This is a genomic window from Actinoplanes sp. NPDC023801 (assembly GCF_040639655.1).
In the GTDB taxonomy this organism is placed as follows: Bacteria; Actinomycetota; Actinomycetes; order Mycobacteriales; family Micromonosporaceae; genus Actinoplanes.
Window position 1 is genome coordinate 17,532 of the sequence record NZ_JBFAAI010000015.1, and the last position, 25,021, is coordinate 42,552.

The window sequence follows — 25,021 nt, forward strand, 5'->3', positions numbered from 1 at the left end:
GTGATCGCCGCACGGCATCCGCCGCGCTCGGTCACCTTCGGCTCTACGGTGTCCGGCAGCTACCGAAGAACGGGAGTTCCGGATGGAGACACTGCTCAAGTCCCTGGGCCTGGAACCCGGCCCGCTGACCCTCGTGGACAGCCTCTCCCACCAGGTCTTCCTCGGCTCGGACGTCGTCCTGAAGATCATCGACGCGGGCCGTCACACCAGACTGGACCGGGAGATCGCGCTGGCACCCGACCTGCCGGCCGGCGTCACGGCGCCGCTGCTGTCCAGCGGCGTGCACACGCTGGACGGCCGCGAGGTCCGCTACGCCTGCTACACCCGGATGCCGGGCATCGCACCCGGCATGGGCCTGCCCGGCATCGGCGCCCGAACCGCGTGTTCCCTGGCCGAGCAGGCGATCCACCGGCTCGGCGCGCTGCACGCCTGGACTCCCCCGGACCGTGCCGCGCAGATCCTGCGTGAACCACTCGGCCACGGCGGATTCGTCAGCCGCGACGCCCTGTTCCGCCTCCTGGACGGCCTCGCCGCCGCCGACCGCCACGGCGTCGTGCCGTCCGCGCTGCTCACCGGTATCACCGCGATCGCGGCGAACGCGCCGGACCGGGCCCGGACGGTAGTCCCGGTACACGCCGACTGCCACTGGGGGAACTGGCTCGCCACCGGCGACCGCCTGACCACCTTGCTCGACTTCGAATGGGCCCGCTTCGGCGAGCCGCTCGACGACTGGTTCTTCGTGATCTCCCTGAGCGGCCCGCACCAGGACGCCGTCCTCGACGTCGTCGCCCGCGAGACGGCGACCTCCCCCGGAGACCTGCGGGCCGCCTGCGAGGTGCGGCACGCGACCTACCTGGCCTCCGACATCCTTCTGGCGCTGACCACCCCCGACGACGTCCCGGCCGGTCTGCTCACCGATCGCCTGACCGGCCTGGAGGAACTCATCCGCGATCGCCCCTGGCGCTGATCGCGATCGTCGCCGGCGCTGATCAGGCAGGGTCACCCCCGGTGCTGATCACGTAGGTCAGGTCCGCGGCGAACCCGGCCATCTCCTCGCCCGCCTCCAGCATGAAGACGGCCCTGGCCGACCAGGCGGTGCCGTCCCAGTCAGGACCCGGTTTCCTCAGCGTCACCCCGAGCGACACGTGACCGCGCCCGTCGTGCCGGGCGTCGAGGGCGAGCTCGCGCTCCAGCGAATGCCAGGTTCGTACGTCCTTCCAGCCGCGCGGAGCTCGCCAGTCAGCACGCCAGGCGCTCGCCGCGGACGTGCCGCGCGCGTTGCGGCTGCAGGTCCGGCTCGGCCCGAATCCGCTCGCGGTGGCGGCTGCCAGAAGCCTCGTGGCGCGGGCCTGTGACCGGTGGCAACTGCCTCATCTGCGACACGACGCCGCGTTGGTCGTCTCCGAACTAGCCTCCAACGCCGTACTGCACGCCGGTACCGACCTGGTGGTCACCGTGGTGCGTACCGGTCCCGGGCTGCTGCTGGCCGTTCGTGACGGCGACACCCGCTATCCCCGCTTGCACGAACCGCCCGGGGAAGACAGCGCGGCGGCGCTGCAGGAACAGGGACGGGGGCTGCTGCTGGTGCATGCCGTCGTCCCGGCCTGGGGTGCCATGCCCGCCCGCGGCGGCAAGGTCGTCTGGGCGACCGTGTTCCCGGACACCCCAACGACCTGACGGTGCCACGTCCGGCCACCTGGAGAAGCGCGGGCCGGGCACGGCGTGACGGCCGTGGCGGCAGGCCGGCGGCCTCGCGGTCAGACCGGCTCGGTGACGGTACGGCCGGTCGGCGTGAGGTGCCGGCGGCGGGTGGGCATCAGCATCGTGGGGTGGCCGATCGCCCAGGCTGCACCCGCGCAGACGAGCTCCTTCATCCGTGCCGCGGGGCGGCCGATGAGCGCCTTCGGCGTGGCCCGGTCGTCGGCGGTGACGAACTGGATGATGCCGTCGCGCCGGCCGAGGCTGACGCACTGGGCGTAGTAGCGGATGTGATTCGACGGGACCGTCCCGCCGGTCAGACGCGCGGTGATCGCGTCGGCCGCCTGCCACGCCATCGGTACGCCCGTCGCGCACGACATCCGCAGCGGCTTGCCGCCCGGTCCCGCCACGATCGCGGCGTCGCCGACGGCGTACACCCCCGGGTGCGAGACCGACCGCATGCTGTCGTCGACGACCACCCGGCCGTCGGTGACGGTGAGGCCGCCGGCAGCGGCGATCGGGTGAGCGCTGAAGCCGGTCGCCCACACGGTCACGTCGGCGGCGAGCCGGGTGGCGTCGGTGTGCTCGTGCACGGTGATGCCGAGGCCGGCGGCGACCCGGTGCAGATGGTCGCGGGCCCGGTCGCTGAGCCAGTCGCCGAATTCGCCGCGGACGGCGATCGTCACGTCGAGGTCGGGACGGGACTCGGCGATCTCGGTGACCGCCTCGATGCCGGTGAGTCCGCCGCCGGCCACCAGTACCGTCCCGCCGCGGGTCAGTTCGCGCAGACGGTCCCGCAGCCGGAGGGCGCCCTGCTCGCCGGAGACGTGGTGGCCGTCGGTGACGGCGGTGCTGCCCAGGGCGTACACCAGGGTGTCGTAGTTGATCTCGAGGCCGTTGCCGCAGGTGATGCTTCGATCATCGGCGTCGATGGCGACGACGTGTGCCTGCCGCAGAGTGACACCGGTGCCCGCGTACACGTCGCGCAGCGGGCGGCGGGCCACCTTCTGGCCGGTCGCGAGCTGGTGCATGCGGATCCGCTGGACGAAGTCGGGCTCGGCGTTGACCAGGGTGATCTCGGCGTCGGCGGGGTGCAGGCGGCGGGCCAGGCGGCCGGCCGTGTGGGCGCCGGCGTATCCGGCTCCGAGGACGACGATGCGGTGCCTCATGGGTGCGCTCCTGTTCCGATGGGCGGCGTTCACCCCTTGAACCGGGCAGCGGGATGATCCCTGACAGTGAGCTGGGTCACTCCGTGGCGGCGGCCCAGTCGCGGGTCAGGCGCCCGAGCTTCGACGGGCTGGCCTGGATGTGCAGGGCGGCGATGCCGTCGGCGGTCGTCTCGAGACAGATGGCGCCGGCCACCCGGTTCCCGGCGACGGCCAGGATCGCCGGGCCGCCGTTGACGACGGCCGCATGCAGGCTGAAACCGCCCTCGGGAAGGAACCGGTCGACCGCACCGGGGCGGAAGATGCCGCGCAGCACGCGGGCCAGCTGGAGGCCACCGAGGATCGGGGTGGTACGGGCCGGCACCTCGCCGCCGCCGTCGGTGAGGCCGACAGCATCGGCGGTCAGCAGCCGGACCAGGGGTTCCACCTCGCCGCTGAGCGCGGCGGCCAGGAACTCGTCGGCGATCCGGCGGGCGGCGGCCGCGTCGGTCGTGGTCCGGACGCGGCCGGCGCTCATGTGCTGACGGGCACGCCGGTGGATCTGCTGGCAGTTGGGTTCGGTCAGGTCGAGGATCCCGGCGATCTCGGCGTGCGGGTAGCCGAACGCCTCGCGCAACACGTAGACGGCGCGCTCGTTCGGGGTCAGGCGTTCCATCAGGGTGAGCACGGCGATCGACACGGAGTCGCGCTGTTCGGCGGTCTCGGCGGGGCCCAGCATCGGGTCACCGGTGAGCATCGGCTCGGGCAGCCACGGGCCGATGTAGGTCTCGCGGCGGGCGCGCGCCGAGGTCAGCTGGTTGAGGCACAGGTTGGTGAGGACCTTGGTCAGCCACGCCTCGGGTATCTCGACGCGGTCGCGGTCGGCGGCCTGCCAGCGCAGGAAGGTGTCCTGGACGGCGTCCTCGGCGTCGCTCGCCGAGCCGAGCAGCCGATAGGCGATCGCCTCGAGGCGGGGACGGGACCGCTCGAACACCTCGACATCCGCACCGCTGACCACCATGACTCGACAATCTAACTCGGCCCGCCCTAGCATCGGGCATCAACCCCATTGATGTTCGTCGAGGCTTGACATCCCCATCGAAGCGCTTCGACGACCACTCCCCCGAGATCGGACAACGACATGAGAAGAGGAACAAGCGTGCTCGCGGCGGCCGCCGCGGCATCCCTCGTCGCAGGACTGACCGCACTACCCGCGTCAGCCGCCGCCGGCTGCAGCGTCGCCTACACGGTCGGCGGCTCGTGGCCGGGTGGCTTCGGCGCCAACGTCACGATCACCAACCTGGGCGACCCGCTCACCTCGTGGAGCCTGGTCTGGACCTTCCCGTCGGGCCAGACGGTCACCCAGGCATGGAACACCAGCCTCACCCAGAGCGGCTCCACGGTCACCGCCAGGAACGCCGGCCACAACGGGTCGATCGGCACCAACGGCACGGCGTCGTTCGGCTTCAACGGGTCCTCGACCGGCAGCAACGCGGTGCCGGCCGCGTTCACCCTGAACGGCACCGCCTGCACCGGCGGCGTGTCCCCGACGAGCCCGTCGCCCTCCACGCCGGGCACCGGCGTACCGTCGGACGCCGTCTGGTCCGGCTCCGGGCAGTGGGACAACTGGACCACCAACGGATACACCGTCTACAACAACATCTGGGGCTCGGGCGCCGGCACCCAGACGACGTGGGCCCGGTCGACGAGCAACTGGGGTGTGATCGCCAACCACCCGCGGACCAGCGGCATCAAGTCGTACCCCAACGTCAGTTACCCGCTCAACCGGAGACTGAGCTCACTGAACACGCTCAACAGTTCGTACAACGTGACCGTGCCGGCCGGCGGGGACTACGTCACCTCGTATGACATCTGGGCCGACAACAACGCGTACGAGATCATGATCTGGACCAACAAGCAGGGCGCGGTCGGCCCGATCGCCGAGCAGTACGACGCCAACGGCGCGGTCCCGACCGCCCGCAACGTCAGCGTCGGCGGCGCCACCTGGAACATCTACCGTGGCTCCAACGGCGCCAACGCGGTGTTCTCGTTCGTGCGTACGTCCAACAGCAACTCCGGCACGCTCAACGTGCTCGCGATGCTGAACTGGCTGCGGACGAACAACTGGTGGGGTGACGTGGCCCTGGGCCAGTTCCAGTTCGGCTACGAGATCTCCGGCACCGCCGGCCGGTCGGCCTTCACCACCAACAGCTACAACCTCAGCTTCAGCTGAGTACGCCGGTGACTGCCCGTGGCGCCCCGGCTCGCGGGCAGTCACCCGGACGCTGTGGCCCATCTGTCGTAACCGGGTGGGAACTCGCCACGGAGCAGCCGTACGAAGGCATGGCCGCACGCCAGGATCGGGCCGGTGTCCAGGTCCGACGAGAACGACTCCGGGTCACCGCCGGTGCCGAAGGAGTTGACGAGATCTTTCGGGATGGCCGGTGACCACTCGCGCAGCCGCTGGAGGACCCGTTCGGACAGGTCCAGCACCACCGCGACCCGATCGGGCTCGGTGCCGAGATGATCATCCAGGCGGGACGACACGCATCCCATGAATCCGGCGGTGGCATGCGTCTCCCAGTCGGCTCGGGCGCCGGCCAGCCATGCCGGGGCCGGCGACATTCGCCCGGCCTCCTGCGCCAGCAGATACAGCCACACCTCGGCCTGGTAGTCGCGGACCCAGAAGCCGGACCCCCGGTAGTCCATGTTCGAGCTGCCCATCGCGGAAGTAGATCACGTCCGGTCCGGCCGGTGGGCCCGCGGTTCGTCGCAGAGGCGCGGAATTTGCAGTTCTGCACATATCACCAATTGAGCATAAGTTGATTCCTATTCGCACCCGGAATGAATTCGGCAGCGGATCTTGCGCATTCCCCGGCGGCGGGTAGATTGATTGACGACCGTGACTATTCCGGTCGCCGGGAAGATCCCCGTGGCGGAATTGGAGCGCATTGTTGAACCCCCTCGAGACCCGCGCACGCCCGGCTCCGCCCGAAGCCGCCGAACCGGCCGACGGGTGGCGACCCGGATCCGTCGAAGCCCTGGCGCTCCTTCTCGTCCTCCTGGTGGTGTTCCGCAACCCGCTCGCCGGCCTGGTCTCCGACCCACGGCTGCAGACCTGGACCACGGTGTTCGTGTCGGTGCTGGTGCAGGCCGTGCCGTTCCTGGTGTTCGGGGTCGTGCTGTCAGCGGTGATCGCCGTCTTCGTACCCCGGTCGTTCTGGGCCAGAGCCCTGCCCCGGCACCCGGCCGCGGCCGTACCCGCCGCCGGTCTCGCCGGTATCGTCCTGCCCGGCTGCGAGTGCGGCAGCGTACCGATCGCCGGCTCACTGATCCGCCGGGGCGTCACGCCGGCCGCCGCACTGGCCTTCCTGCTGGCCGCACCGGCGATCAATCCGATCGTGCTCACCGCGACAGCGGTCGCCTTTCCCGGCAACCCGGAAATGGTGCTGGCCCGCGCGGTGGCGAGCCTTGTCGTAGCGACTGCGATGGGCTGGCTGTGGCTACGACTCGGCAAAACGGAATGGATCCGCCTCCCGCACCGTCCCGATTCCGACGGCGATTCCCGGGCCCGGGCGTTCTGGGCCGCCTGTCGCCACGACGTGATGCACGCCGGCGGGTTCCTGGTGATCGGTGCCGCCGCGGCGGCGACCATCAACGTGGTGGTACCGGAGTCCTGGCTGCAGAGCCTGGCCGCCGAGCCGGTGCTGTCGGTGCTGGCCCTGGCCACGCTGGCCGTACTGCTGTCGATCTGCAGCGAGGCCGACGCGTTCGTCGCCGCGTCGCTGTCGCAGTTCTCGCTCACGTCGCGGCTGGTGTTCCTGGTCGTGGGCCCGATGGTCGACCTGAAGCTGATCTCGATGCAGGCCGGGATGTTCGGCCGGCGGTTCGCCGTGCGATTCGCGCCGGCGACGTTCGTGACAGCGGTCCTGGTGGGCACGGCGGTCGGGGTGGTGATCTGGTGAACCGGCGGGCGCAAGCGGTCGTGCTGGTGCTGTTCGGCGGGGCGATCCTCAAGGCGAGCCTCACCGACGTGTATCTGCGCTACGTCAAGGAGGGCCTGCGACCGTTCCTGATCGCGGCCGGTGTGCTGCTGCTGGCGGCCGCCGTGATGACTCTCGTCCACGACCTGGGGTCCCGAACCGGCCACGACGAGCACGGACACCACGAGCCGCAGGTCGGCTGGCTGCTGATCCTGCCGGCTGCCGGACTGCTGCTGATCGCGCCGCCCGCACTCGGCTCGTACGCCGCCGGGCAGTCCGGCAGCGTCCTGGCCTCGGCGCGGATCGAGTCGGAGTTCTCGCCGCTGCCGCCCGGCGATCCGGTACCGCTCAGCCTGATGGACTACGCGTCGCGCGCCGTCTTCGACTCCGGCAGGAGCCTCGAGGGCCGCACGGTACGGCTCACCGGCTTCGTCACACCCGGCCCGGACGGCCGCCCGATGCTGGCCCGGATGGTGCTGGCCTGCTGCGCCGCCGACGGCCGCCCCATCAAGGTCGGTCTCACCGGTGGCGTGAACGTCGACGCGCCGGTCGACACCTGGGTCCAGGTCGTCGGCACCTACAGCAGCCGGATGGACAAGGACCCGGTCAACAGTGCCGAAGTGCCGTACCTCGAGGTGAAGAGCTGGCAGAAGACCACGGCACCCCGGCGGCCGTACGAATGAGCACCGCACCGCAGCGAGGCCGCGCCCTGACCGTCGCCGGCCTGACCGTCGCCCTCGGCGCGACCGCCGTCCTGATCCTCCGCGGCAGCCCCGCCGAACCCGGACCCGTGGCCGAGGCGCGCACCCCGCGCCCGTCGATGACGACGGCCTGGCCGGACGCGGAGTTCACGACGCTCCGCGACCTGCCGCTGCGTCCCCTGCTGTTCCTCGACACCACCACCGCGGTGGGTGTCTCGACCAGCAACGACGACAAGTTCCTGCGCCTGCTGCTGCGTACCGGCGACGGGATGCGGGAGTTGCGCCGCCTGGACACCGCCGCGAACCCCCGGTTCGAGAACGTGACACCGGCCGGCGACCACGTCGTCTGGACCGAGTTCACCGACAGCGGGCCACCGCAGCTCTGGGCCGCGAACACCACCGGCGCCGGCCCGGCCCGGCGCCTCACCGCCGACGTCGGCGACGTGGTGTTCCACGGCAGCCAGTACGACCTGGTGCACCACGCCGGCCGGGTGTACTGGACGGCGGGATCGGCTGACGACGCCGTGACCGAGGTCCGTTCGGTCGCGCTGACCGGCGGACCCGTCTCGATCACCCGCCAGCAGGGCGAGTGGACGATGGCGTCGTGGCCGTGGCTCGACGACGGCGCCAGCGGCGGTGCCGCCGCCACCCTGATGCGCAACATGAGTACCGGCCGGGAGATCACGGTGCCGACCGCCGGCGGCGAGTTCGCGGCGTGCAGCCCGTCCTGGTGCCGCGTCATGGTGGTCGGCGGTGACGATCTGGTCCGTATCGACCTGATGCGACCGGACGGCTCCCAGCGCCGGGAGATGGCGGCCGGCACGGCCCGGACCGCGATCCCCGACGTCGCGGTCCTCGACCGGTTCGAGATCCTCGCCGAGCCGGGGCAGCACTCGGAAACCACCGGCACGGCGGGCCTGCTCGTCTACGACATCGACACCGGCGGCACCGTCGAGCTGGCCACCGCGGCGAACGACACACAGAGCCGCAACGGGCTCGTGTGGTGGTACACCAGCAGCGGCAGTGCCGCCGAGTGGCACGTCCTGGACCTGCGCACGATCTGAGTCACCGCCCGCCGCTGAGGAAGTCCAGGATGTCGTCGATGAGTTTTCCGGTCGACTCACCCGGCAGCGAGTAATAGACCCGCTGCCCGCTGCGCCGGCGCAGGATCAGGCCGGCGTCGGCGAGGTGCCGCAGGTGGTGCGAGATCGCGGTCGGGTGCGCCGGTACGACCTCGCACAGCGCCGACGGGGTCGCCTCACCGTCGCGCAGCACCATCAGGATGTGGAGCCGGTGCTGGTACGCCATCCCGCGCAGCACCTGCACAGCACGGTCGAGCTCGGCCTGTTCCATCTTCATGCCGGCACTTCCCGCCTCAGCCGCCGCAGTCCCCACGACAGCACCAGCACGGCGGTTGCCGCAAGCGAGATGCTCGCGCCCGCCGCGACGTTCCACCGGCTCGACGCCCAGAGTCCGGCCAGGCCGCTGGCGACCGCGAACACGACCGCCAGTACGGTCGCCACCGGCAGACGGTCCGACCAGAGCCGGGCCGCCGCAGCCGGGGCGACGATCAGCGACAGCGCCAGGATCGTGCCGACCGCGGGTACCACGGTCACCACGACGAGGACGATGGTGAGCAGCAGAACCACGTCCCAGCCTGCGGCCCGGACGCCCGAGGCGCGGGCGCCCGCCGGGTCGAAACCCGCGTACAGCAGCGGCCGGGCACAGAGCGCCAGCACCAGCGCGACGACGGCCAGCACACAGCCCGTGACGAGCAGATCCGAGGCGCTGACCGTGAGGATCGAGCCGACCAGGAACGATGACAGGTCCCGGCTGAACCCGCTCTGGGTAGCCACCAGCGCCGCCCCGAGAGCGAACCCGCCGGACACGAGCACCCCGGTGGCGGCCGCCGCGTCCTGCCCGCGGCGGCGGGTCAGCGCCGCCACCCCGAGGGCCACGATCGCGCCGGTCACGACACCGCCGAGCAGCAGGTTCACGCCGATGATCGAGGCGGCCACCACGCCGGGAAACGTGGCGTGGGTCAGGGCCATCGTGAAGAACGACAGCCGCCGCACCACCACCTGCACCCCGATCAGGCCGGTCAGCGCACCGACGAGGACCACCTCGGCGACCGCCCGGTGCATCACGTCATCCCACCAGTTCATGCGGCGACGTCCTTCCGGTGAAGGCGCGGTCGCGCCACCGGCGCAAGGGCAGGAGCAGCACGTAGGCCAGAACGAGCATCAGCACCACGGCGGAGGCCGACGTCAGCGCGATGCCGTAGCGCAGCGACGCGGTCCAGCTCAGCAGCAGACCGGAGTAGCCGGCGGCCAGTACCAGGCCGGTGCCGATCACGGCCATCGGCACGAGCCGGTCGGTCACCATCCGGGCGGCCGCGGCCGGCACGATCAGCAACGCGACGACCAGGATCGTGCCGACCGCGCGTACCGCGGCGACCACCACCAGAGCGAGCAGGATGTTGAGCCACAGGTCCAGCCAGCCGATCCGCAGGCCGGCCGCCGCCGCGCCGGCCGGGTCGAAGGCCCGGAACATCAGCGCGCGCCCGCCGAGTGCCAGCGCCACCAGGATCACCGCCGCCAGCACGGCGGTCTCGGCGATCTGCCGCGGCGTCACGGTCAGCAGCCGGCCGAACAGGAAGGCGGTCAGATCGGAGGTGTACGAGGTACGCCGGGACACCAGGATCACGCCGATCGAGAACATCGCGGTGAGCACGACCGCGGTGGCGGCGTCGTCGGTGAGCCGGGCGCTGCGGGTCAGCACGGTCAGCACCACGGCGGTGAGCACGCCGGCCACGAGCGCGCCGGTGAACAGGCCGTCCATGCCGCCGGCGACGAAACCGACCACGACGCCGGGGAAGACGGTGTGGGTGAGCGCGTCGGAGACGAACGACAGCCGGCGTACGAAGACGAACACGCTGACCGGGCCGCAGACGAGTGCCAGCAGCGCGATCTCGGTGAGGGCACGGCCCATGAACGGTACGGCGAACGGCTCGATCATGGGTCCACCAGCACCATCCGGCCGTCGGCCAGATCGATGGCGGAGCTGCCGTACGTCTGCCGGAGCGGACCGGCCGTGAGGGTCTCGCCGGGCGGGCCCACCGCCCACTGCCGCCCGTTGATCAGGCAGACCAGGTCGGCGAGGTCACGGGCGACGGCGAGGTCGTGGGTGCTGAGCACCAGTGCGGTCCCGTCGGCGGACAGTTCGCGCAGGACCCGGACGATCGCCTCCTGGCTGACCGCGTCGACGCCGTTGAACGGTTCGTCGAGCAGCAGCAGGCGCGGCTGCGCGGCGATCGCGCGGGCGAGCAGGACCCGTTGCCGCTGGCCGCCGGAGAGCAGGCCGAAGCGGTGCCCGGCCCGGTCGGCGAGCCCGACCCGGTCGAGGGCCTCGGTGACGGCGCGGCGGTCGGTGGCGCGGGCGGGCCGCCACCAGCCGAGCTGCCGGTAGCGGCCCATCATCACGACCTGCCGGACGCTGACGGGGAAGTCGGGGTCGAGGTTGCCGGTCTGCGGCACGTACCCGGTGAGCGCGCGGGCGCGGGCCGGGGTGCGGTCCAGGACGGTGGCGGTTCCGTCGAGGATCTGGGCGAGGCCGAGCACGGATCTGATGACGGTGGACTTGCCGGCGCCGTTCGGGCCGACCAGGGCGAGCCGCTGCCCCGCGCCTAGTTCGAGGTCGACGCCGGTGACCACGGGGGTGCCCGAATAGCCCACGCTGACTCCGGCCAGGCGCAGGGCGGCGGTCGTCATCTCAGCCGGCCAGCGCGTCGACGATGACCTGCGTGTTGTGCCGTTCGGCGCCGAGGTAGGTGCCCTCCGGGCTGCCCGGCGCGCCGAGGCTGTCACCGAACAGCGCGTCCTGACCGGCGACGACCTTGACGCCGGCCTGCTGCGCGATGGCCTCGGCGGTCTTGGGCGGCAGCGAGCTCTCCGCGAAGATCGCCTTGGTGCCGGTGGCCTTGATCTTGGCGACCAGGTCGGTGAGTTGCTTGGCCGACAGTTCGGCGGAGGTGTCCAGGCTGGGGATGACCGAGCCGACGAACTCCAGCTCGTAGCGGGCGATGTAGTAGCCGAACGCGTCGTGGTTGGTGACCAGCTTGCGGTCGGCCTTCGCGATCTTCGCCCAGGCGGCGGTGTTGTCGCTGTCGAGCTTGTCGAGTTCGGCGCTGTAGGTGGCGAGGTTCTTCGCGAACGCGCCGGCCTTGGCCGGTTCGGCCGCGGCGAGACCCTTCTGGATGTTCGTCACCATGATCTTGGCGTTGCGCGGGTCGTGCCAGATGTGCGGGTCGTGCTCCTCCTCGCCCGCGTGCTCCTCGCCCTTCTCCCCGGCGTGCTCGCCCTCCTCCTCGTGGCCGCCCTCGCGCAGGGTGACGCCCTGGCTGGAGTCGACGACGGTGCCGGTGAAGCCGGCCGACTCGATGGTGCGGTCGAGCCATTCCTCGAGGCCGACGCCGCTCTTCACGACCAGCTTGGCGCTCGCGATGGCCTGCAGGTCGGCGGGCGTGGGCTCGTAGTCGTGCGGGTCGACGTTGGGCTTGATGATCTGGGTGACCTCGACGTCGGATCCGCCGACGTTGCGGACGAAGTCGGCGACCTCCGGGGTGGTCGCCACGACGGCGAGCTTCGGGCCGCCGCCCGTTGCGGACGAGGCGCCGGGTTCGGGCGTTCCGGAACCGCAGGCGGCTATCGCGGTGGTGACCGCGGCGATGGCGGCGGTCCGGACCAGACGGTGGTGGTTCTTCAACGATCTCACTCCTGTCACTGAGGAGTGGAACGATAATCATTTTCGAAATTTATCGTCTAATCGCAAACTGACGATATGTTCCGCCCCGCAAAGCCCACCAAAAACCAGGCTGTGCGCTACCGCTGTCTCAAGCGCGCTGAGACAGCGGTAGCGCACAGGCACAAAAAGCGGGCTGGCGGGCACCGCTGCCTCGGGGCGGTTGAGACAGCGGTGCGGGCCAGCTGGTGGGTTCAGCGGAGCATCGACTCCAGGTGGTTGACCACAGTGGCGTCGAACAGGCCCTCGGCCGCCATCCAGTCGTCGTTGTAAACGGTGTCCAGGTACTTCTCGCCGCCGTCGCAGACGAGCACGACGATGACGGTCTCCGGCGGTACGTCACGGGCCCGCTCCAGGGCCTTGTAGATCACACCGCCCGCGGAGCCGCCGACCAGGATCCCGTAGCGGCGGGCCAGGTAGCGGCAGGTCTCGAAGGCCTCCGCGTCGGTGACGGTGATGCCGTCGTCGATCAGGTCGTAGTCGACGAGGTGCCCGATCTCCGCGCCCTCGGGGGTGCCGGTGCCGGACTGGTGATACGGCGCACCCGGCCCGCCGAAGACGACCGATCCCAGCGGCTCGACGCCGACGATCCGCAGGTCGGGGATGCGTTCACGCAGGCCGCGGCCTGTGCCGCAGAGCGAGCCGCCGGTGCCGACCGCTCCGTACAGCCAGTCGATCCGTTCGCCGAGCGCGTCGATGAGTTCCCGGGCGACGGCCCGGTAGCTGTTGGGGTTGCCCTCGTTGAGGTGCTGAGCGGTCCAGTAGGCGCCGTGCTCGATCGCCAGGCGCTCGGCCACGGCGTCGCGTTCGGCGGTGGCCAGTGCGTCGTCGTCCCCGCCCACGTTGACGAGCTCCGCCCCGTACGCCCGCATGGCCCGCTGTTTGTCGGCACTCGAGTGGTTGTCGATGACGGCACTGAACTTGTAGCCGCGTTCGGCGGCGATGAGCGCCAGGCCGACCCCGGTGTTGCCGGAGGTGGACTCGACCAGCCAGCCGCCCGGCGCGAGCAGGCCCTGCGCCTCGGCCTCGTCGATCATGTTGCGCGCCATCCGGATCTTGGCGCTGCCGGTCGGGTTGTACTGCTCCATCTTCAGCAGCACGGTGCCCATGCCGGGTGCCACAGCCAGCCGGAGAAGCGGCGTACCGCCGATCAGGTCGGAGATCTTGTCGGTGATCACCAGTCTCGCCTTTCGCAGATCTCGAGCAGCCGCCGCACGAAGAGGTCGTTCTCCTCGGGCGTCGACAGCGAGGCTCGGATGAAGCTCTCGTATCCGGACTCGCGCCACGCCTTGACGATGATTCCGGAGCGGTGCAGCCGCCGGACGACCTCGCCGGCGTCACGGGCCGTGTCGATGAACAGGAAGTTGGCCGCCGACGGCGCCACCCGCAGCCCGGCCTCCCGCAGCCGGACGGTGAGCCTGCCGATCTCCGTGCCGGTCCGGCGCACGGTCTCGGCCAGGTGTGCCGGGTCGCCGAGGGCCGCCACGGCGGCGTCCTGAGCCAGCTGGTTGACGTTGTACGGGGTACGCACCCGGTCGAGCGCCCGGACCAGCGCCGGGCTGGAGGCGATGCCGTAACCGACCCGGAAGCCGGCCAGGCCGTACGCCTTGGAGAAGGTACGCAGCACGATCCACGGCCGGTCGTGGTCGCGCAGCATCTCGAGCCCGTCGGGATAGTCCGGGTCCGGGCGGGCGAATTCGCAGTACGCCTCGTCGAGCACCAGCAGAGCCGACTCCGGAGTCCCGGTGACGACGCGTTTCAGCTCGGCACCGGTGAGCATCACTCCGGTGGGGTTGCAGGGATTGGCGAGGAACACGAGTTTCGGGCCGGCCGCCAGTGCCTGGTCCCACGCGCCGGCATCGAACCCGAACCCGTCGGTGACCGGCACCTTTTCGACCCGCGCGCCCATCATGCGCGGGAAGATGTCGTGCAGGCTGAAGCCGGGCGCCTGGGTGACGACCAGGTCGCCGGGGTTGAGCACCGCCTGGCACAGCAGTTCGAGGATGTTCTCCGAGCCGTTGCCGAGCACGATCCGCTCGGGCGGCGCCCCGACGGTCCGCCCGATCGCCGCGGCCAGCCGTTTCCCGGTCGGGTCGGGGTAGCGGCTGGTGTCGGCGAGCCGCCGGTGCACCGCGACGGCGACCGCGGGCGAGGCGCCGAACGGGTTCTCGTTGTTCGACAGTTTGATGACGCGGGCGCCGCTGTCGCGTGCCACCTCGTCCGGGTCCGCGCCGGGGTCGTACGCGGGCAGGCCGGTCACCTCCCGGCGGAGCAGGGATTCGATCATGAACTCACTTCCGTGGTCAGGTGGCCGATCGGTGGTCTCTCCAGCCGGCCGACGCGCCGGAGGAAGGCGGCCAGCAGCATCCCGGCGGTCGCGGCGAGCCCCACGGTCTGCCCGATCCAGACGCCGTGGACGCCCCAGCCGGCGCTCACGCCCAGCAGCCAGCCGGCCGGCAACCCGATGAGCCAGTAGCCGATCAGGGAGATCCGGAACGGTCCGGCGGTGTCGCCGACGCCGCGCAGGATCCCGTTGCCGATGTTCTGGCCGGCGTCGAAGATCTGCATGACCGCGGCGATCAGCAGGCCCGACGCGGTCAGGGCGATGACGTCGGCGTTCGCGGCGTAGCCGGCGGAGAGGAACAGCCGCACGATCGTCTCCGGCATCAGGAGGTAGGGCACCGCCACGACCAGCGTCGCGATCACACCCCAGGCCAGACCCAGCAGACCGAGGCGGCGGGCCCGGGCGTGGGCGCCGGCGCCGACGGCGTCGCTGATGTGGATCGATGCCGCGTGCGAGATGCCCGCCGAGATCATGAAGACGATGTAGACGATCTGATTGAGTACGGTCTGCGCGGCCAGCGCCTCCACGCCGAGGGTGCCGACCAGCAGCGTGAGCACGCTGAAGAACCCGGCCTCCGAGGCGTAGGTGCCCGCGATCGGCAGCCCCAGGCGCCACACCGAGCCGACCGCCTCGGACGACCAGACCCCGCGAACGGACCCTTCGGTGTACGGACGGAGCGTGCCGTCCCGGCGGACGACCACGGCGAAGGCCAGGAAGGACAGCAGGAACACCGTGACGGTGGCGATCGCGACACCGAGGAAGCCGAACGCGGGCAGGCCCAGCTTGCCGTGGATCAGCACGTAGTTCAGGGCGATGGTGAGCCCGATGGACACGATCGTGATGGCCAGCAGCGGGCCGGGCCGCTTCAGCCCGGTGGTGAAGTGCCGCAGGTTCTGGAACCACAGGCACGGCAGCATCCCGGGCGCCAGGATCATCAGGAAGTCACCGGCCTTCGCGACGGCGGCCGGGTCCTGGCCCAGCAGGACCAGCAGCGGGCCGATCGACAGCAGCGCCACCCCGAAGACGGCACCGCCGGCGGTGGCCCAGAAGAAGCCGGCGAACAGCAGCTCGCGGATCCGCCGGTGGTCGCCGCGGGCGGCGGCCTCGGCGACCAGGTTGCCGACCCCGGTGACCAGGCCGGTCCCGGTGGTGCGCAGCTGGTTGAACAGGGTGATGGCCAGACCGGCGGCGGCGATCTCCAGTGCACCGAGCCGGCCGAGCATCACGATGTCCACGGTGGTCAGCGCGACGTAGGCGAAGTTGGTCAGGATCAGCGGGAAAGCGAGTGCGAGCAGGTTGCGGGAGTTCGTGATCCACCAGCCGGTCACCAGAACGTGACCCTCTCCCCGCGCCCGGCGGCCAGCGCCAGATCGGCGATGTACCGGCCGAGCGCGGCGTCGGTGACGGCCATACCGCTGTTGTAGGCGAACACCACGTCGCCGGGGTCCCGGCGGGCGGGGGCCCGGCCGAGGAGGATGTCCGGCAGTTCGGCGTCGACCGTGGGCAGGCTGCCGTCCGGTCCGCGCAGGTCGTCGCCGGTGGCATGCATCTGCGCGGTGTCGGTGGCGATCCGATGATCGGCGCCGTGACACACGTCGGCGTGCACGCCGTACCCGAGCAGCACGGCGATCGCACCCGGCTTCATCGACTCGCGGCGGACCTCCTCGCGTACGGACAGACCGGCGGCGCCGATCACGATGTCCGCCTCGCCGGCCGCCTTCTGCAGGTCCTCGACGATCTCCACGTCCCGGCCGCCGGCGCTGTCGCGGACGGCGCGCAGCCCGTCCGGGTAGGTGCCGTAGACCTGCAGCCGGTCGAGGCCGGGAAGCGCGGCGAGCAGCATCGGCAGTGCCGTCTGCCCCTGCACACCGGTGCCCACGACCAGCGCGCTGCGGGCGTCGGGACAGGCTTCGCGGGCGAACAGGGCGGTGGTGGCCGACGACCGCAGCGGTCCGAGTTTGACCACGTCCATCAGCGCGATCGGCGCGCCGGTGGTGTCGTCGCAGAGGAACACGAACGAGTGGAACCGGTAGCCGTCGCGGGCACGCCGCGGATCGAACTCGTACACGGCCTTGAAGCAGACGGTGTCGCTGGCGGCGTCGCGGGCCACCATCGAGTAGCTCAGCGACCGGTCGCCCGGCGCTTCGATGATCGTCTTGACCGGGTTGTCGGACCCGGTCTCGCGCAGTGCCCGGTAGGCCCGCTCGACGACCCCGAGCACCTGCCGGTGGTCGAGCGCGAGGCCTTCCTGCTGGCTCTGGGGTAGCAGCCACAACTGCCCCGGCGGGGCGTAACTGTGGGACATGAGAGGTGTCTCCTTGGTGGTGAGGCGGAAGTCAGAGCCCGTCCAGCCGCCAGCTCGGGGAGCGTCCGTCACCGCTTGTGCGCAGGACGACCTTCCGCGGCAACGGGATGTCGTGGAACGGTGATTCGTTGGAGTCCATCTGGTAGCCGGCGGTGTTCAGGTAGACCAGGTGGTCGCCGCGCCGTACCGGCCGGGGGAACGCGATCTTGCGCCAGGTCAGCATGTCGCTCTCCAGGCACGTGGAACCGGCGACGCATGCCGGGAACACCTCCGCGCCGGCGGGCCGGGCCGTCAGCAGTTCCGGGTCGGGCAGGTACTCGCTGCCGAACCACTGTTCGGACAGGCTGAAGCTGCTGCCGGCCACGGTGACGATCGCGTAGCCGTCGGTGTCGCTCCGGTCGTCGACCTGCTGGACCCGGAACAGGGTGAATCCGGCCTGGTCGAGCAGTGCCCGGCCGGGTTCGACGATGAACCGGATGCCGTCGCGGGCCGCGCGCCGCGCGAGACTCTCCCGGTCGTTCACCGGGTACGCCATGATGTCGCGCGCCGCTTCGACGGCCGGCTGTCCGCCGTACGGATAGAAGTCCTTGATCTCTTTGTTCGCGTGGTACCGGCCCGGTTCGTTGCGCTGGAGGAACTCGTCCCACCGGGACGGCTCGACGTACCGCACCGGCAGCCCTCCGCCGATGTCGACGATCTCCGCGGACGGTGAACCGCACCGCCGGGCGTGCACGCAGTGGTCGATCATCTCGTCGGCAGCCGCCGCGCGTTCCGCGGCGGAGTAGCCCGAGAGGTGGAAGGAGAACCCCCGCAAGGTGATGTCGCCGGCGAGTTCCCCGCAGAGGCCGACCGCGGCGCGAAGCTCTTCGGCGGCCATCCCGAACCGGCTCCGGGGCTGGCTGCGGGCCCGGGCCCGCAGCAGCACGCGGACCGTCGTGCCGGCCCGTCGCGCGGTGGCGGCCAGCCGGCGTGCCTCATCGAGGGAGTCGACCGCCACCAGGCATCCATGGTGGACGGCCAGGGCGTGCAGCGTGTCGTCCTTCTCGGGCCCGGAGACGCCGATCCGCTGTCCGGGCACACCGCCGGCCAGGGATCCGATCAGTTCGGGCGTGCTGGCGACGTCGACGCCGATCCCGAGCCGGGCGGCAGCCCGGACGTAGGCGTCCGCCTTGTTGGCCTTCTTGGCGAACAGGATGTCGACGACCGCGCCGGACCGGGTGAACGCTTCCCGGAGTGCGGTCACGTTGTCCTCGAACACCTCGGGCAGGACCACGTGCAACGGTGATCCGAGTCCGTCCACAAGGCTCTCCAGCAGGGCCGGATCGTTGTCGAGCAGCGCCGAGACGGCCGGATTTCGCAGAGCGGGGAGGGCGAGGGGAGGTTCGTTCATCGACACCCCATCTTCCTACATGGTGTTGACAATCATTTTCAAGAGGGGTTTCTGGCCGATCAGGACGGACTGCTACGCTCCGCCACATGAAAATGAAAACGAAAACCAGTGCTGTCTGGGTTACCGTTGCCGCGTTGTCCGTCCTGACCGGATGCGCCGGGACCGGAACCGCCAGGGGCACCACCGAGCAGGCGGCGGCCGGGGAGGCGCGAACGTCATACCCGCTCACCATGAAGAACTGCGGCACGGACCTGACCGTCGAGGCGGCGCCGAAACGAGCCGTCACCCTGAACCAGTCCGCGGCCGAGATCCTCATCCGGCTGGGCCTGGGCGACCGCGTCGCCGGCTCCGGTTACGAGATCGACAAGACCCCGGACGACATCGCCGCCGAGTACAAGAAGATCCCGATCCTGTCCGCGCCCGGCGCCGAGATCAAGCACGAGGCACTGCTGCAGGCCCAGCCCGACTTCGTGTACGGCTCGTTCGCGAGCATGTTCACCGCCGACCAGTCCGGCGACCGCGCCGAACTGCACAAGCTCGGCGTACCCACGTACCTCACCGAGTTCGACTGCACCTACCACGAGACCGTGGCGGACGCGGACTTCAAGCTGCTCTTCGAGGAATACCGCGACCTGGCCGCGATCTTCGACGTGCCGTCCGCCGGGGAGAAGCTGGTGGCCGAGCAGCAGGCCGTGATCGACAAGGCGCTGGCCGGCAAGAAGATCGAAGGCACCCCGAAGGTGATGTGGTTCTACTCCACCTACGCCGGAACCCCGTGGGCCGCCGGTCCCGGCGGCCTGCCGCAGCACATCTCCGAGCTCGTCGGCGTGAAGAACGTCTTCGACGACGCGAAGACCAAGTGGGCCGAGGTGAGCTGGGACGAGGTCGCCGCCCGCAACCCCGACGTGATCATCCTCGCCGACCTGACCCGCGGCGAACCCAACGACACCGCGCGGGAGAAGATCGCCCTGCTCAAGAAGGACCCGCTCACCAGCAGGCTGGACGCCGTCGCGAACGACCGGTTCGTCACCATCCCCGGCCGCTACATGGACCCGGGCCACGGCAGCGTGCAGGCGGTGCCCGCACTGGTCGACGGACTGGCCGCCCTCAGGTGAACAGCCGCGTCCTGCTCGGCCTGGCAACCGCCGGGCTGCTCGGTTCGATCGTCGGGGCGGCCATGTTCGGCACCGCGGACGTCGGGCCACTCGACGTCGTGTCCACGGTGCTGCGGCACGCCGGGCTCGGTGGGATCGCCCCCGCCGAGCCGCTGCCGAGACTGCTGGACGCGCTGATCTGGGAGTCACGGATCCCCCGCGTACTTCTGGGCGGCACCGTCGGCGTCGCCCTGGCGATCTCCGGCGCCGTCCTGCAGTCGGTCACCCGCAATCCCCTGGCCGACCCCTACCTGCTCGGTGTCTCCTCGGGCGCCTCCACCGGCGCGGTCGCCGTCCTCATGCTCGGCATCGGCGCGGGCAGCCTGTCCCTGTCGACCGGCGCGTTCGCCGGCGCGCTGGTCTCCTTCGGGGTGCTGCTGCTCCTGCTCGGTGGCGGCCGGGTCGCCAGCCCGGCCCGCGTGGTGCTCACCGGTGTGCTGGTGTCCCAGTTCTTCGCCGCCGTCACCTCGGTCGTGCTCATGGTCAGCGGCGACGCGAACTCCACCCGCGGCTTCACCTACTGGCTTCTCGGTTCCCTCGCCGGTGCCCGCTGGCAGCCGGTCATCGTCACCGGCGTGATCGTGCTGGCCGGCGCCGTGGCGGTCCAGTTCTTCGCCCCCGCGCTGGACGCCTTCACCTTCGGCTGGGACTCCGCCGCCGCCCTCGGCATCAACGTCACCGCCGCCCGCGTCCGGCTGATGGTCCTGACCGCCGTCATGACGGCGGCCGCGGTGGCGGCCTCCGGCGCGATCGGGTTCATCGGGCTGCTGGTCCCGCATGCCGTACGGATCATGGCCGGTCCCATGCATCGCACCCTGCTGCCCTTGTCCGCGATCGTCGGCGCGACGTTCCTCATCTGGGTGGACACGTTCGCGCGCACCGCGTTCACGCCCCACGAACTGCCGGCCGGTGTCATCACCGCGTTGCTCGGCGCGCCCGCCTTCGCGCTGGTCCTGCGCAGGGTGGTCGCCTGATGGGCCGCCTCACCGCGAGCGGCGTGTCCTGGTCGGCCCAGGGTCACCGCCTGCTCGACGACATCCACCTGGAGGCCGGCGACGGGCAGATCGTCGGGCTCCTCGGCCCCAACGGATCGGGCAAGACCACGCTGCTGCGCCTGCTGGCCGGGCTGCGCCGCCCGGACGCCGGGACCATCAGCTACGACGGCACCGATATCGCCTCCCTCGGCCGCCGCGCGCTCGCCCGCCGGCTCGCCGTCGTCGAACAGGACGTCTCCACCCACGATCACGTCACCGTCCGGCAGGTGGTCGAACTGGGCCGTACGCCCTTCCGGGGCCGCTTCGACGCGCTGACCGCCCACGATCAGAAGATCATCGACGATGCCCTGGAACGGACCGGTCTCGGCGGCAGCCGGCACCGCGACTGGCACACCCTGTCCGGCGGTGAGAAGCAGCGCACCCAACTCGCCCGCGCGCTGGCCCAGGAGCCCCGCGAGATCGTGCTCGACGAGCCCACCAACCATCTCGACATCCGTCACCAGCTCGAGCTCCTGCAACTGCTGGGCACCCTCGGCGTCACCTGCGTCGTCGCGCTGCACGACCTCAACCTCGCCGCCCGTTACTGCCACCACGTCGTCATGCTCGACGGCGGGCGGGTCGTCACCGCGGGACCGCCCGAGGCCGTGCTCACCCGCGACTTGATCGCCGCGGTCTACGGCGTCGACGTGCTGATCGACCGGGAACCCGCCACCGGCGCCGTCCGCATCACCTACCTGGGGTGCCGCTGACGACAGCGTGTGCCTCGGCGGAAGGACCCGGGCGCGTACCGTCCCGGACGTCTCGACCGTCATCGAAGTCTGTAGGTTTCCGGCATGACGGACGTTCGGCTGCAGCCCATGACCGATGACGAGTACAAGCCGTGGCGGGCCGACGCCGAGGCGCACTACGCGCACAGTGTCGCCGCCACGGGCCGGTCCGCGGAGGAGGCGGCCCGCACCGCCGCCGACACCTACGCACAGCTGCTTCCCGGTGAGATCGACACCCCGGACCACCATTTCTGGTACGCCTACGACGGCGACCGCCGGGTCGGCTTCCTCTGGATCAAGGTCACCCGCGACACCGCGTTCGTCTACAACGTCGCGGTCGAGGCGGACCTGCGCCGTCAGGGCTACGGCCGGGCGATCATGCTGGCGGCCGAGCGCTGGTGCCACGACAACGGGCTGAGCCGCATCGGCCTGCACGTGTTCGCCCACAACACCGGTGCCCGAGCCCTCTATGAACGGCTGGGCTTCGCCGAGACCGGCCGGAACATGGCCAAGAACCTGTAGCACCTGTTCCATGCAGACGATCAGGATGTTCGGATCGCCTGGCTGCTGCCGGCCGCAGGCGATCAACCGGTTCACCACGTAGCGCAGCTGAGTCGCGGTAACCGCGGCGGAGTCGTCGACGCGGCCGAGACGCGCCACACGTCCACCGCCAGAACGATCCGGCCGCCGGCGAAGCGCGGCACAGGCAACGCCGTCAACGCCCGGCGCAGCCGCCCTTGATCGATGCGACGCTGGTTGATCCCGTCATACAGCGCGCCGTGTCCGCGCCGGTGCTCGGCCGGCAACGTCAGATCCACCAACGCGCTGACCGGCCCGGTCCACGCACAACACCGCATCGGTCAGCTCGAACAACGCGTCCGACCGGGCGCTAGGGCATTGGTATAACTGCTCCGGATGCCGGCCGACATATTGATCGCTTCCGCCCGGTTAGTCACGACTGCAACAACGACGATCGATACGCTACGGACTTGGTCGCGAGCCGCCGAAGCGTCGCCACCTCATCGGACCGGGTAAGGCTGCGTCTCGCAAGGGCCCAAGCTGAGCCATCGGCGTCAGAGCCCGATCCAGAAGCGTTGCTTGCGTCCGACAGGTGTGTCGCGGACGTCCTCCAGTACTCCACCATGCTTCTCGATCACCCGTGCCGATGCGGCATTGTCCTCGTCGCAAGTGATGAGCACGGAGTCGAGGCGTCGTCGCCGAGCCGTGTCCAACACCTCAGTGAGCGCCCAGCTCGCCACGCCGCGACCCCGCGCAGATGGACGAACGCTGTAGCCGATATGGCCGGCCGCCTGCAGCAGGAAGTCGGTGAGCGCGTACCGCAACGAGATGGCACCCACGACTGTGCCCTCGGGACCGAGGATCCACCAGTACGCGGCATGCACCAAACCGGCAGCTGGCGGCAGGCTCTCGTCGCCTTCGCGTCGTAACCGCGCCACCCACTCGGCGAAACCAGCGGGAGAATCGAGGTCATCGCTGGGGCGCAGACCACTGCCAGGCTGGTGGACGCCGATGCCCCACTCGTCGCGCGACGCCAACCATGCTGCACGCAGCTCCGTCGTTGGGTTGATCAGCTTGAGCACGGCTAAGGATCACGACTTCAGGAAGGTTCATGCAACCCCAACCAAGTTTGGAAGGCGGGACCAGCGCCCCGCGTCACCGGCACCTTAGCGACTCAATGGGCTCGTCCGAAGCGCCACTGAGTTGGGCCGAAGGTTGAGGACAGGCCGGGTTCTCAGGCGACGGCTGCCAGCGCGGCGTGCGCGCCCCAGCGCCAGACGACACCCGCCTGACCGAAGCCCGCCTGCCGGGCCGCCGATCGATGCCAGTGCTCGGGCGGAGCGAACTCGGCCGGCGTCCGGCCGGCGAAGGTCGCCCGCCGCTCGTCCAGCAGGTCCTGCAGCGACTCCTGGCAGCGCAGCTCCTCCCACCATCGGTTCCAGGCCGGCCCCGCGACGGACGGATTCAGCCGGTCCGCGAACACGCCGAGCCCGCTCTCGGGCATCAGGTCGGCGACGATGAACAGTCCGCCGGGGCGCAGCACCGACCGCGCGGCCCGGTACACCGCACGCGCCGCCTCCGGTGCCAGGTAGTGCATGGTCATCACGACGGTGACCAGGTCGTACGGGCCGTCGGCGACGACCGTGCCGGACCAGGGTGACTCGAGGTCGCCGCGGTGGACGCGAATCCGGCCACCGGTCCCGGCGCGGGCGAGCGCGAGCAGCACCGGGTCCAGGTCGATCATGCCGACGTCGGCGTCCGGCCAGAAGCCGGCCATCCGTTCGGCGAAGACTCCGGGACCGCCGCCGAGGTCGAGAACCCGGCGCGGCACACCACCGGACAGGGCCTCGGCGACGACCGGCAGCGCGGCCTCGAAGCTCGCGGCACCGGGCAGGAAGCCGGCCATCATCTCGTCCCACGAACGGCGCCATCGGTCGACGGTCATGCGGTCGAGCGTGAGCGCGGCGGGCGGCGACTGGGACACGAGGGCCACTTTAACGGAATTCGTTTTCAATAAGGTGGAGGTGGTCAGCCCTCGGTGTCGAGCCGGATCAGCAGTTCGAGCAAGCGGTCGATCTCCTCGGCCGTGTTGTACGCGTGCACGCTGACCCGTACCGACGTGGTCCTCTCCCCCGCCTCGGCCTGGCAGTGACCGTCAGCGCGAACCATGAAACCGTCCGCCGCCAGGATGAACCCGAGATCGTTGGAACCGATCCGGTGATGCCGGAAGGTGACGATGCCGTGCCGCTGCTGCACCGGCGAGCCGGCCGCGAGACTGCGCTGGCATCCGAGGATCTCGTAGCCGGGCAGCCGTCGCAGGCCGTCGGTGAGCCGGGCAGCCAGCGCGACCGTCCAGCGGGCGATCCGGTCCGTACCGGCCTCGTCCAGCCAGTCCAGTGCGGCCGCCAGACTGACGATGCCGCTGGTGTTGGGCGTGCCGGCCCAGCCGCCCGGCTGGAACCGGGGACCGCGCCGGTTCGCGGCCCAGATCGCGCCGGTGCCGGGCAGTGCCATCGCCTTGTGGCCGGAGAAGACCAGGAAGTCGACGTCCAGTGCGGCAACCGACACCGGCAGGTGCCCGACGCTCTGGGCGGCGTCCACGCAGATCACCACGTCCGGGCCGGCCGCCGCGCGGATCCGGTGGAGGTTCATGTCGCCGCCGTAGACGTGGTGCACGTGCGTGACGGCGATGAACCGGGTCCGTTGGGTGACGATCGACGGGAGCAGCCGGTGGTCGTAGTCGCGGGCCGGGTCGTACGGCATCTCCCGGACGTGCACCGTGACGCCCTCACGGGCGAGCTGACCGGCCGCCTCACGCCACGGCACACTGTTGGCCGAGTGGTCGGCCGGCGGCACGATGATCTCGTCGCCGTCGCGGAGACACCGGACCAGCCAGTCCCGGGCGATCAACCGCAGGCCCTCGGTGGTCCCGCTGACGAAATGGACGCCGGAGCGGTCCGGTTCCGGATCGCCGAGGAACTCGCGGACCCGGTGCCGCGCCTGCTCGACGATCGCGGTCGTCCGGTTCGCCCACGGATACGTGCCCCGGCCGGCGTTGGCGTTGCCGCTGGTCAGATAGGTCATGACGGCGTCCAGGACGGCACGCGGCTTCTGTGAGGTGGCGGCGCTGTCCAGATAGGCCTGGCCGGGATGGGCGAGCAGGATCGGGAACTGCTCGCGCAGCCGGGACTGCCAGTCCCGCAGGTCGTCGGGGAACACC

The 25,021-nt window shown here is 70.7% G+C and carries 27 protein-coding genes and 1 pseudogene; 10 read left to right on the plus strand and 18 right to left on the minus strand.

The genetic code is table 11. The annotated features are described in order from the left end of the window. Window positions 1-82: 82 nt before the first annotated feature. The gene (locus AB0G04_RS25195; protein ID WP_360987292.1) at window positions 83-967 is read left to right on the plus strand and encodes a phosphotransferase; all 885 of its coding nucleotides are present in this window, start codon (window positions 83-85) and stop codon (window positions 965-967) included. 22 nt (window positions 968-989) lie between these two features. On the opposite strand, the gene AB0G04_RS25200 is transcribed toward AB0G04_RS25195, so the two are convergent. Further along, window positions 990-1,331 carry a DUF6228 family protein gene (locus AB0G04_RS25200; protein WP_360987680.1) on the minus strand — a complete coding sequence of 114 codons (342 nt, stop codon included), beginning with the start codon at window positions 1,329-1,331 and terminating at the stop codon, window positions 990-992. Here AB0G04_RS25200 and AB0G04_RS25205 point away from each other — a divergent pair. Then, window positions 1,267-1,677 carry an ATP-binding protein gene (locus AB0G04_RS25205; RefSeq protein WP_360987294.1) on the plus strand — a complete coding sequence of 137 codons (411 nt, stop codon included), beginning with the start codon at window positions 1,267-1,269 and terminating at the stop codon, window positions 1,675-1,677. The two genes, AB0G04_RS25200 and AB0G04_RS25205, sit on opposite strands and share 65 nt — an antisense overlap. Before the next feature lie 80 nt (window positions 1,678-1,757). Here AB0G04_RS25205 and AB0G04_RS25210 read toward each other — a convergent pair whose 3' ends face one another. Next, window positions 1,758-2,867: an FAD-dependent oxidoreductase gene (locus AB0G04_RS25210; protein ID WP_360987296.1), complete on the minus strand. Its 1,110-nt coding sequence runs from the start codon at window positions 2,865-2,867 to the stop codon at window positions 1,758-1,760. A gap of 76 nt (window positions 2,868-2,943) precedes the next feature. Beyond that, window positions 2,944-3,864 carry an RNA polymerase sigma factor SigJ gene (sigJ, locus tag AB0G04_RS25215; RefSeq protein WP_360987298.1) on the minus strand — a complete coding sequence of 307 codons (921 nt, stop codon included), beginning with the start codon at window positions 3,862-3,864 and terminating at the stop codon, window positions 2,944-2,946. Between the two features lie 120 nt (window positions 3,865-3,984). Here sigJ and AB0G04_RS25220 point away from each other — a divergent pair, with 120 nt between their 5' ends. After that, complete coding sequence (locus tag AB0G04_RS25220) at window positions 3,985-5,076, plus strand: cellulose binding domain-containing protein (protein ID WP_360987300.1); 1,092 nt, start codon at window positions 3,985-3,987, stop codon at window positions 5,074-5,076. 41 nt (window positions 5,077-5,117) lie between these two features. On the opposite strand, the gene AB0G04_RS25225 is transcribed toward AB0G04_RS25220, so the two are convergent. Further along, a complete protein-coding gene (locus AB0G04_RS25225) occupies window positions 5,118-5,567 on the minus strand; it encodes a hypothetical protein (RefSeq protein WP_360987302.1) in 450 nt (149 codons plus the stop codon). A 230-nt stretch (window positions 5,568-5,797) separates the two neighbouring features. On the opposite strand from AB0G04_RS25225, the gene AB0G04_RS25230 reads away from it, so the two are divergent. The 3 genes from AB0G04_RS25230 to AB0G04_RS25240 are packed head-to-tail and all read left to right on the plus strand — an operon-like array spanning window position 5,798 to window position 8,591. Continuing rightward, window positions 5,798-6,808, plus strand: coding sequence for a permease (locus AB0G04_RS25230; RefSeq protein WP_360987304.1), 1,011 nt, complete (start codon window positions 5,798-5,800; stop codon window positions 6,806-6,808). Next, window positions 6,805-7,509 carry a TIGR03943 family protein gene (locus tag AB0G04_RS25235; protein ID WP_360987306.1) on the plus strand — a complete coding sequence of 235 codons (705 nt, stop codon included), beginning with the start codon at window positions 6,805-6,807 and terminating at the stop codon, window positions 7,507-7,509. The genes AB0G04_RS25230 and AB0G04_RS25235 overlap by 4 nt, the downstream gene beginning before the upstream one ends. After that, window positions 7,506-8,591: a hypothetical protein gene (locus tag AB0G04_RS25240; protein WP_360987308.1), complete on the plus strand. Its 1,086-nt coding sequence runs from the start codon at window positions 7,506-7,508 to the stop codon at window positions 8,589-8,591. Before AB0G04_RS25235 ends, AB0G04_RS25240 begins: the two co-directional genes overlap by 4 nt. A gap of 1 nt (window position 8,592) precedes the next feature. On the opposite strand, the gene AB0G04_RS25245 is transcribed toward AB0G04_RS25240, so the two are convergent. The 10 genes from AB0G04_RS25245 to AB0G04_RS25290 form a co-directional block, all read right to left on the minus strand. After that, window positions 8,593-8,886, minus strand: coding sequence for a metalloregulator ArsR/SmtB family transcription factor (locus tag AB0G04_RS25245; RefSeq protein WP_360987310.1), 294 nt, complete (start codon window positions 8,884-8,886; stop codon window positions 8,593-8,595). Beyond that, on the minus strand, window positions 8,883-9,692 hold the full coding sequence (locus AB0G04_RS25250) for a metal ABC transporter permease (RefSeq protein WP_360987312.1): 810 nt from the start codon (window positions 9,690-9,692) through the stop codon (window positions 8,883-8,885). Before AB0G04_RS25250 ends, AB0G04_RS25245 begins: the two co-directional genes overlap by 4 nt. Then, the gene (locus AB0G04_RS25255; RefSeq protein ID WP_360987313.1) at window positions 9,676-10,545 is read right to left on the minus strand and encodes a metal ABC transporter permease; all 870 of its coding nucleotides are present in this window, start codon (window positions 10,543-10,545) and stop codon (window positions 9,676-9,678) included. Before AB0G04_RS25255 ends, AB0G04_RS25250 begins: the two co-directional genes overlap by 17 nt. Beyond that, a complete protein-coding gene (locus AB0G04_RS25260) occupies window positions 10,542-11,297 on the minus strand; it encodes a metal ABC transporter ATP-binding protein (protein ID WP_360987315.1) in 756 nt (251 codons plus the stop codon). Before AB0G04_RS25260 ends, AB0G04_RS25255 begins: the two co-directional genes overlap by 4 nt. A gap of 1 nt (window position 11,298) precedes the next feature. Then, complete coding sequence (locus AB0G04_RS25265; protein ID WP_360987317.1) at window positions 11,299-12,300, minus strand: metal ABC transporter substrate-binding protein; 1,002 nt, start codon at window positions 12,298-12,300, stop codon at window positions 11,299-11,301. Window positions 12,301-12,521: 221 nt separating this feature from the next. After that, the gene (locus AB0G04_RS25270; RefSeq protein WP_360987319.1) at window positions 12,522-13,505 is read right to left on the minus strand and encodes a cysteine synthase family protein; all 984 of its coding nucleotides are present in this window, start codon (window positions 13,503-13,505) and stop codon (window positions 12,522-12,524) included. Continuing rightward, window positions 13,502-14,614 carry a histidinol-phosphate transaminase gene (gene hisC / locus AB0G04_RS25275; RefSeq protein ID WP_360987321.1) on the minus strand — a complete coding sequence of 371 codons (1,113 nt, stop codon included), beginning with the start codon at window positions 14,612-14,614 and terminating at the stop codon, window positions 13,502-13,504. The genes AB0G04_RS25270 and hisC overlap by 4 nt, the downstream gene beginning before the upstream one ends. Continuing rightward, window positions 14,611-15,999, minus strand: a complete 1,389-nt coding sequence (locus AB0G04_RS25280; protein WP_360987323.1) for an MATE family efflux transporter — start codon at window positions 15,997-15,999, stop codon at window positions 14,611-14,613. Before AB0G04_RS25280 ends, hisC begins: the two co-directional genes overlap by 4 nt. After that, the gene (locus tag AB0G04_RS25285) at window positions 15,996-16,976 is read right to left on the minus strand and encodes an ornithine cyclodeaminase family protein (RefSeq protein ID WP_360987325.1); all 981 of its coding nucleotides are present in this window, start codon (window positions 16,974-16,976) and stop codon (window positions 15,996-15,998) included. Before AB0G04_RS25285 ends, AB0G04_RS25280 begins: the two co-directional genes overlap by 4 nt. Before the next feature lie 31 nt (window positions 16,977-17,007). Further along, entirely contained in the window at window positions 17,008-18,366 is a 1,359-nt protein-coding gene (locus AB0G04_RS25290) for an alanine racemase (RefSeq protein WP_360987327.1), read from the minus strand. A 134-nt stretch (window positions 18,367-18,500) separates the two neighbouring features. Between AB0G04_RS25290 and AB0G04_RS25295 the strand changes: the two genes are divergently transcribed. The 4 genes from AB0G04_RS25295 (at window position 18,501) to AB0G04_RS25310 (ending at window position 21,804) form a co-directional block, all read left to right on the plus strand. After that, window positions 18,501-19,481 carry an ABC transporter substrate-binding protein gene (locus AB0G04_RS25295; RefSeq protein ID WP_360987329.1) on the plus strand — a complete coding sequence of 327 codons (981 nt, stop codon included), beginning with the start codon at window positions 18,501-18,503 and terminating at the stop codon, window positions 19,479-19,481. Then, window positions 19,478-20,494 (plus strand): iron chelate uptake ABC transporter family permease subunit, encoded by a 1,017-nt coding sequence (locus AB0G04_RS25300; RefSeq protein ID WP_360987331.1) that lies wholly within the window; start codon window positions 19,478-19,480, stop codon window positions 20,492-20,494. Before AB0G04_RS25295 ends, AB0G04_RS25300 begins: the two co-directional genes overlap by 4 nt. After that, window positions 20,494-21,264, plus strand: a complete 771-nt coding sequence (locus AB0G04_RS25305) for an ABC transporter ATP-binding protein (protein ID WP_360987333.1) — start codon at window positions 20,494-20,496, stop codon at window positions 21,262-21,264. Before AB0G04_RS25300 ends, AB0G04_RS25305 begins: the two co-directional genes overlap by 1 nt. 84 nt (window positions 21,265-21,348) lie before the next feature. Continuing rightward, a complete protein-coding gene (locus AB0G04_RS25310) occupies window positions 21,349-21,804 on the plus strand; it encodes a GNAT family N-acetyltransferase (RefSeq protein ID WP_360987335.1) in 456 nt (151 codons plus the stop codon). Window positions 21,805-21,816: 12 nt separating this feature from the next. On the opposite strand, the pseudogene AB0G04_RS25315 reads toward AB0G04_RS25310, so the two are convergent. The 4 genes and pseudogenes from AB0G04_RS25315 to AB0G04_RS25330 form a co-directional block, all read right to left on the minus strand. Further along, window positions 21,817-22,194 (minus strand): annotated as a pseudogene (locus AB0G04_RS25315) (transposase); the annotation flags it as partial. 161 nt (window positions 22,195-22,355) lie between these two features. Continuing rightward, a complete protein-coding gene (locus tag AB0G04_RS25320) occupies window positions 22,356-22,883 on the minus strand; it encodes a GNAT family N-acetyltransferase (RefSeq protein WP_360987337.1) in 528 nt (175 codons plus the stop codon). Between the two features lie 152 nt (window positions 22,884-23,035). Further along, on the minus strand, window positions 23,036-23,785 hold the full coding sequence (locus AB0G04_RS25325) for a methyltransferase domain-containing protein (RefSeq protein ID WP_360987339.1): 750 nt from the start codon (window positions 23,783-23,785) through the stop codon (window positions 23,036-23,038). A 44-nt stretch (window positions 23,786-23,829) separates the two neighbouring features. Beyond that, on the minus strand, window positions 23,830-25,020 hold the full coding sequence (locus tag AB0G04_RS25330) for an aminotransferase class V-fold PLP-dependent enzyme (protein ID WP_360987341.1): 1,191 nt from the start codon (window positions 25,018-25,020) through the stop codon (window positions 23,830-23,832). Window position 25,021 lies beyond the last annotated feature (1 nt).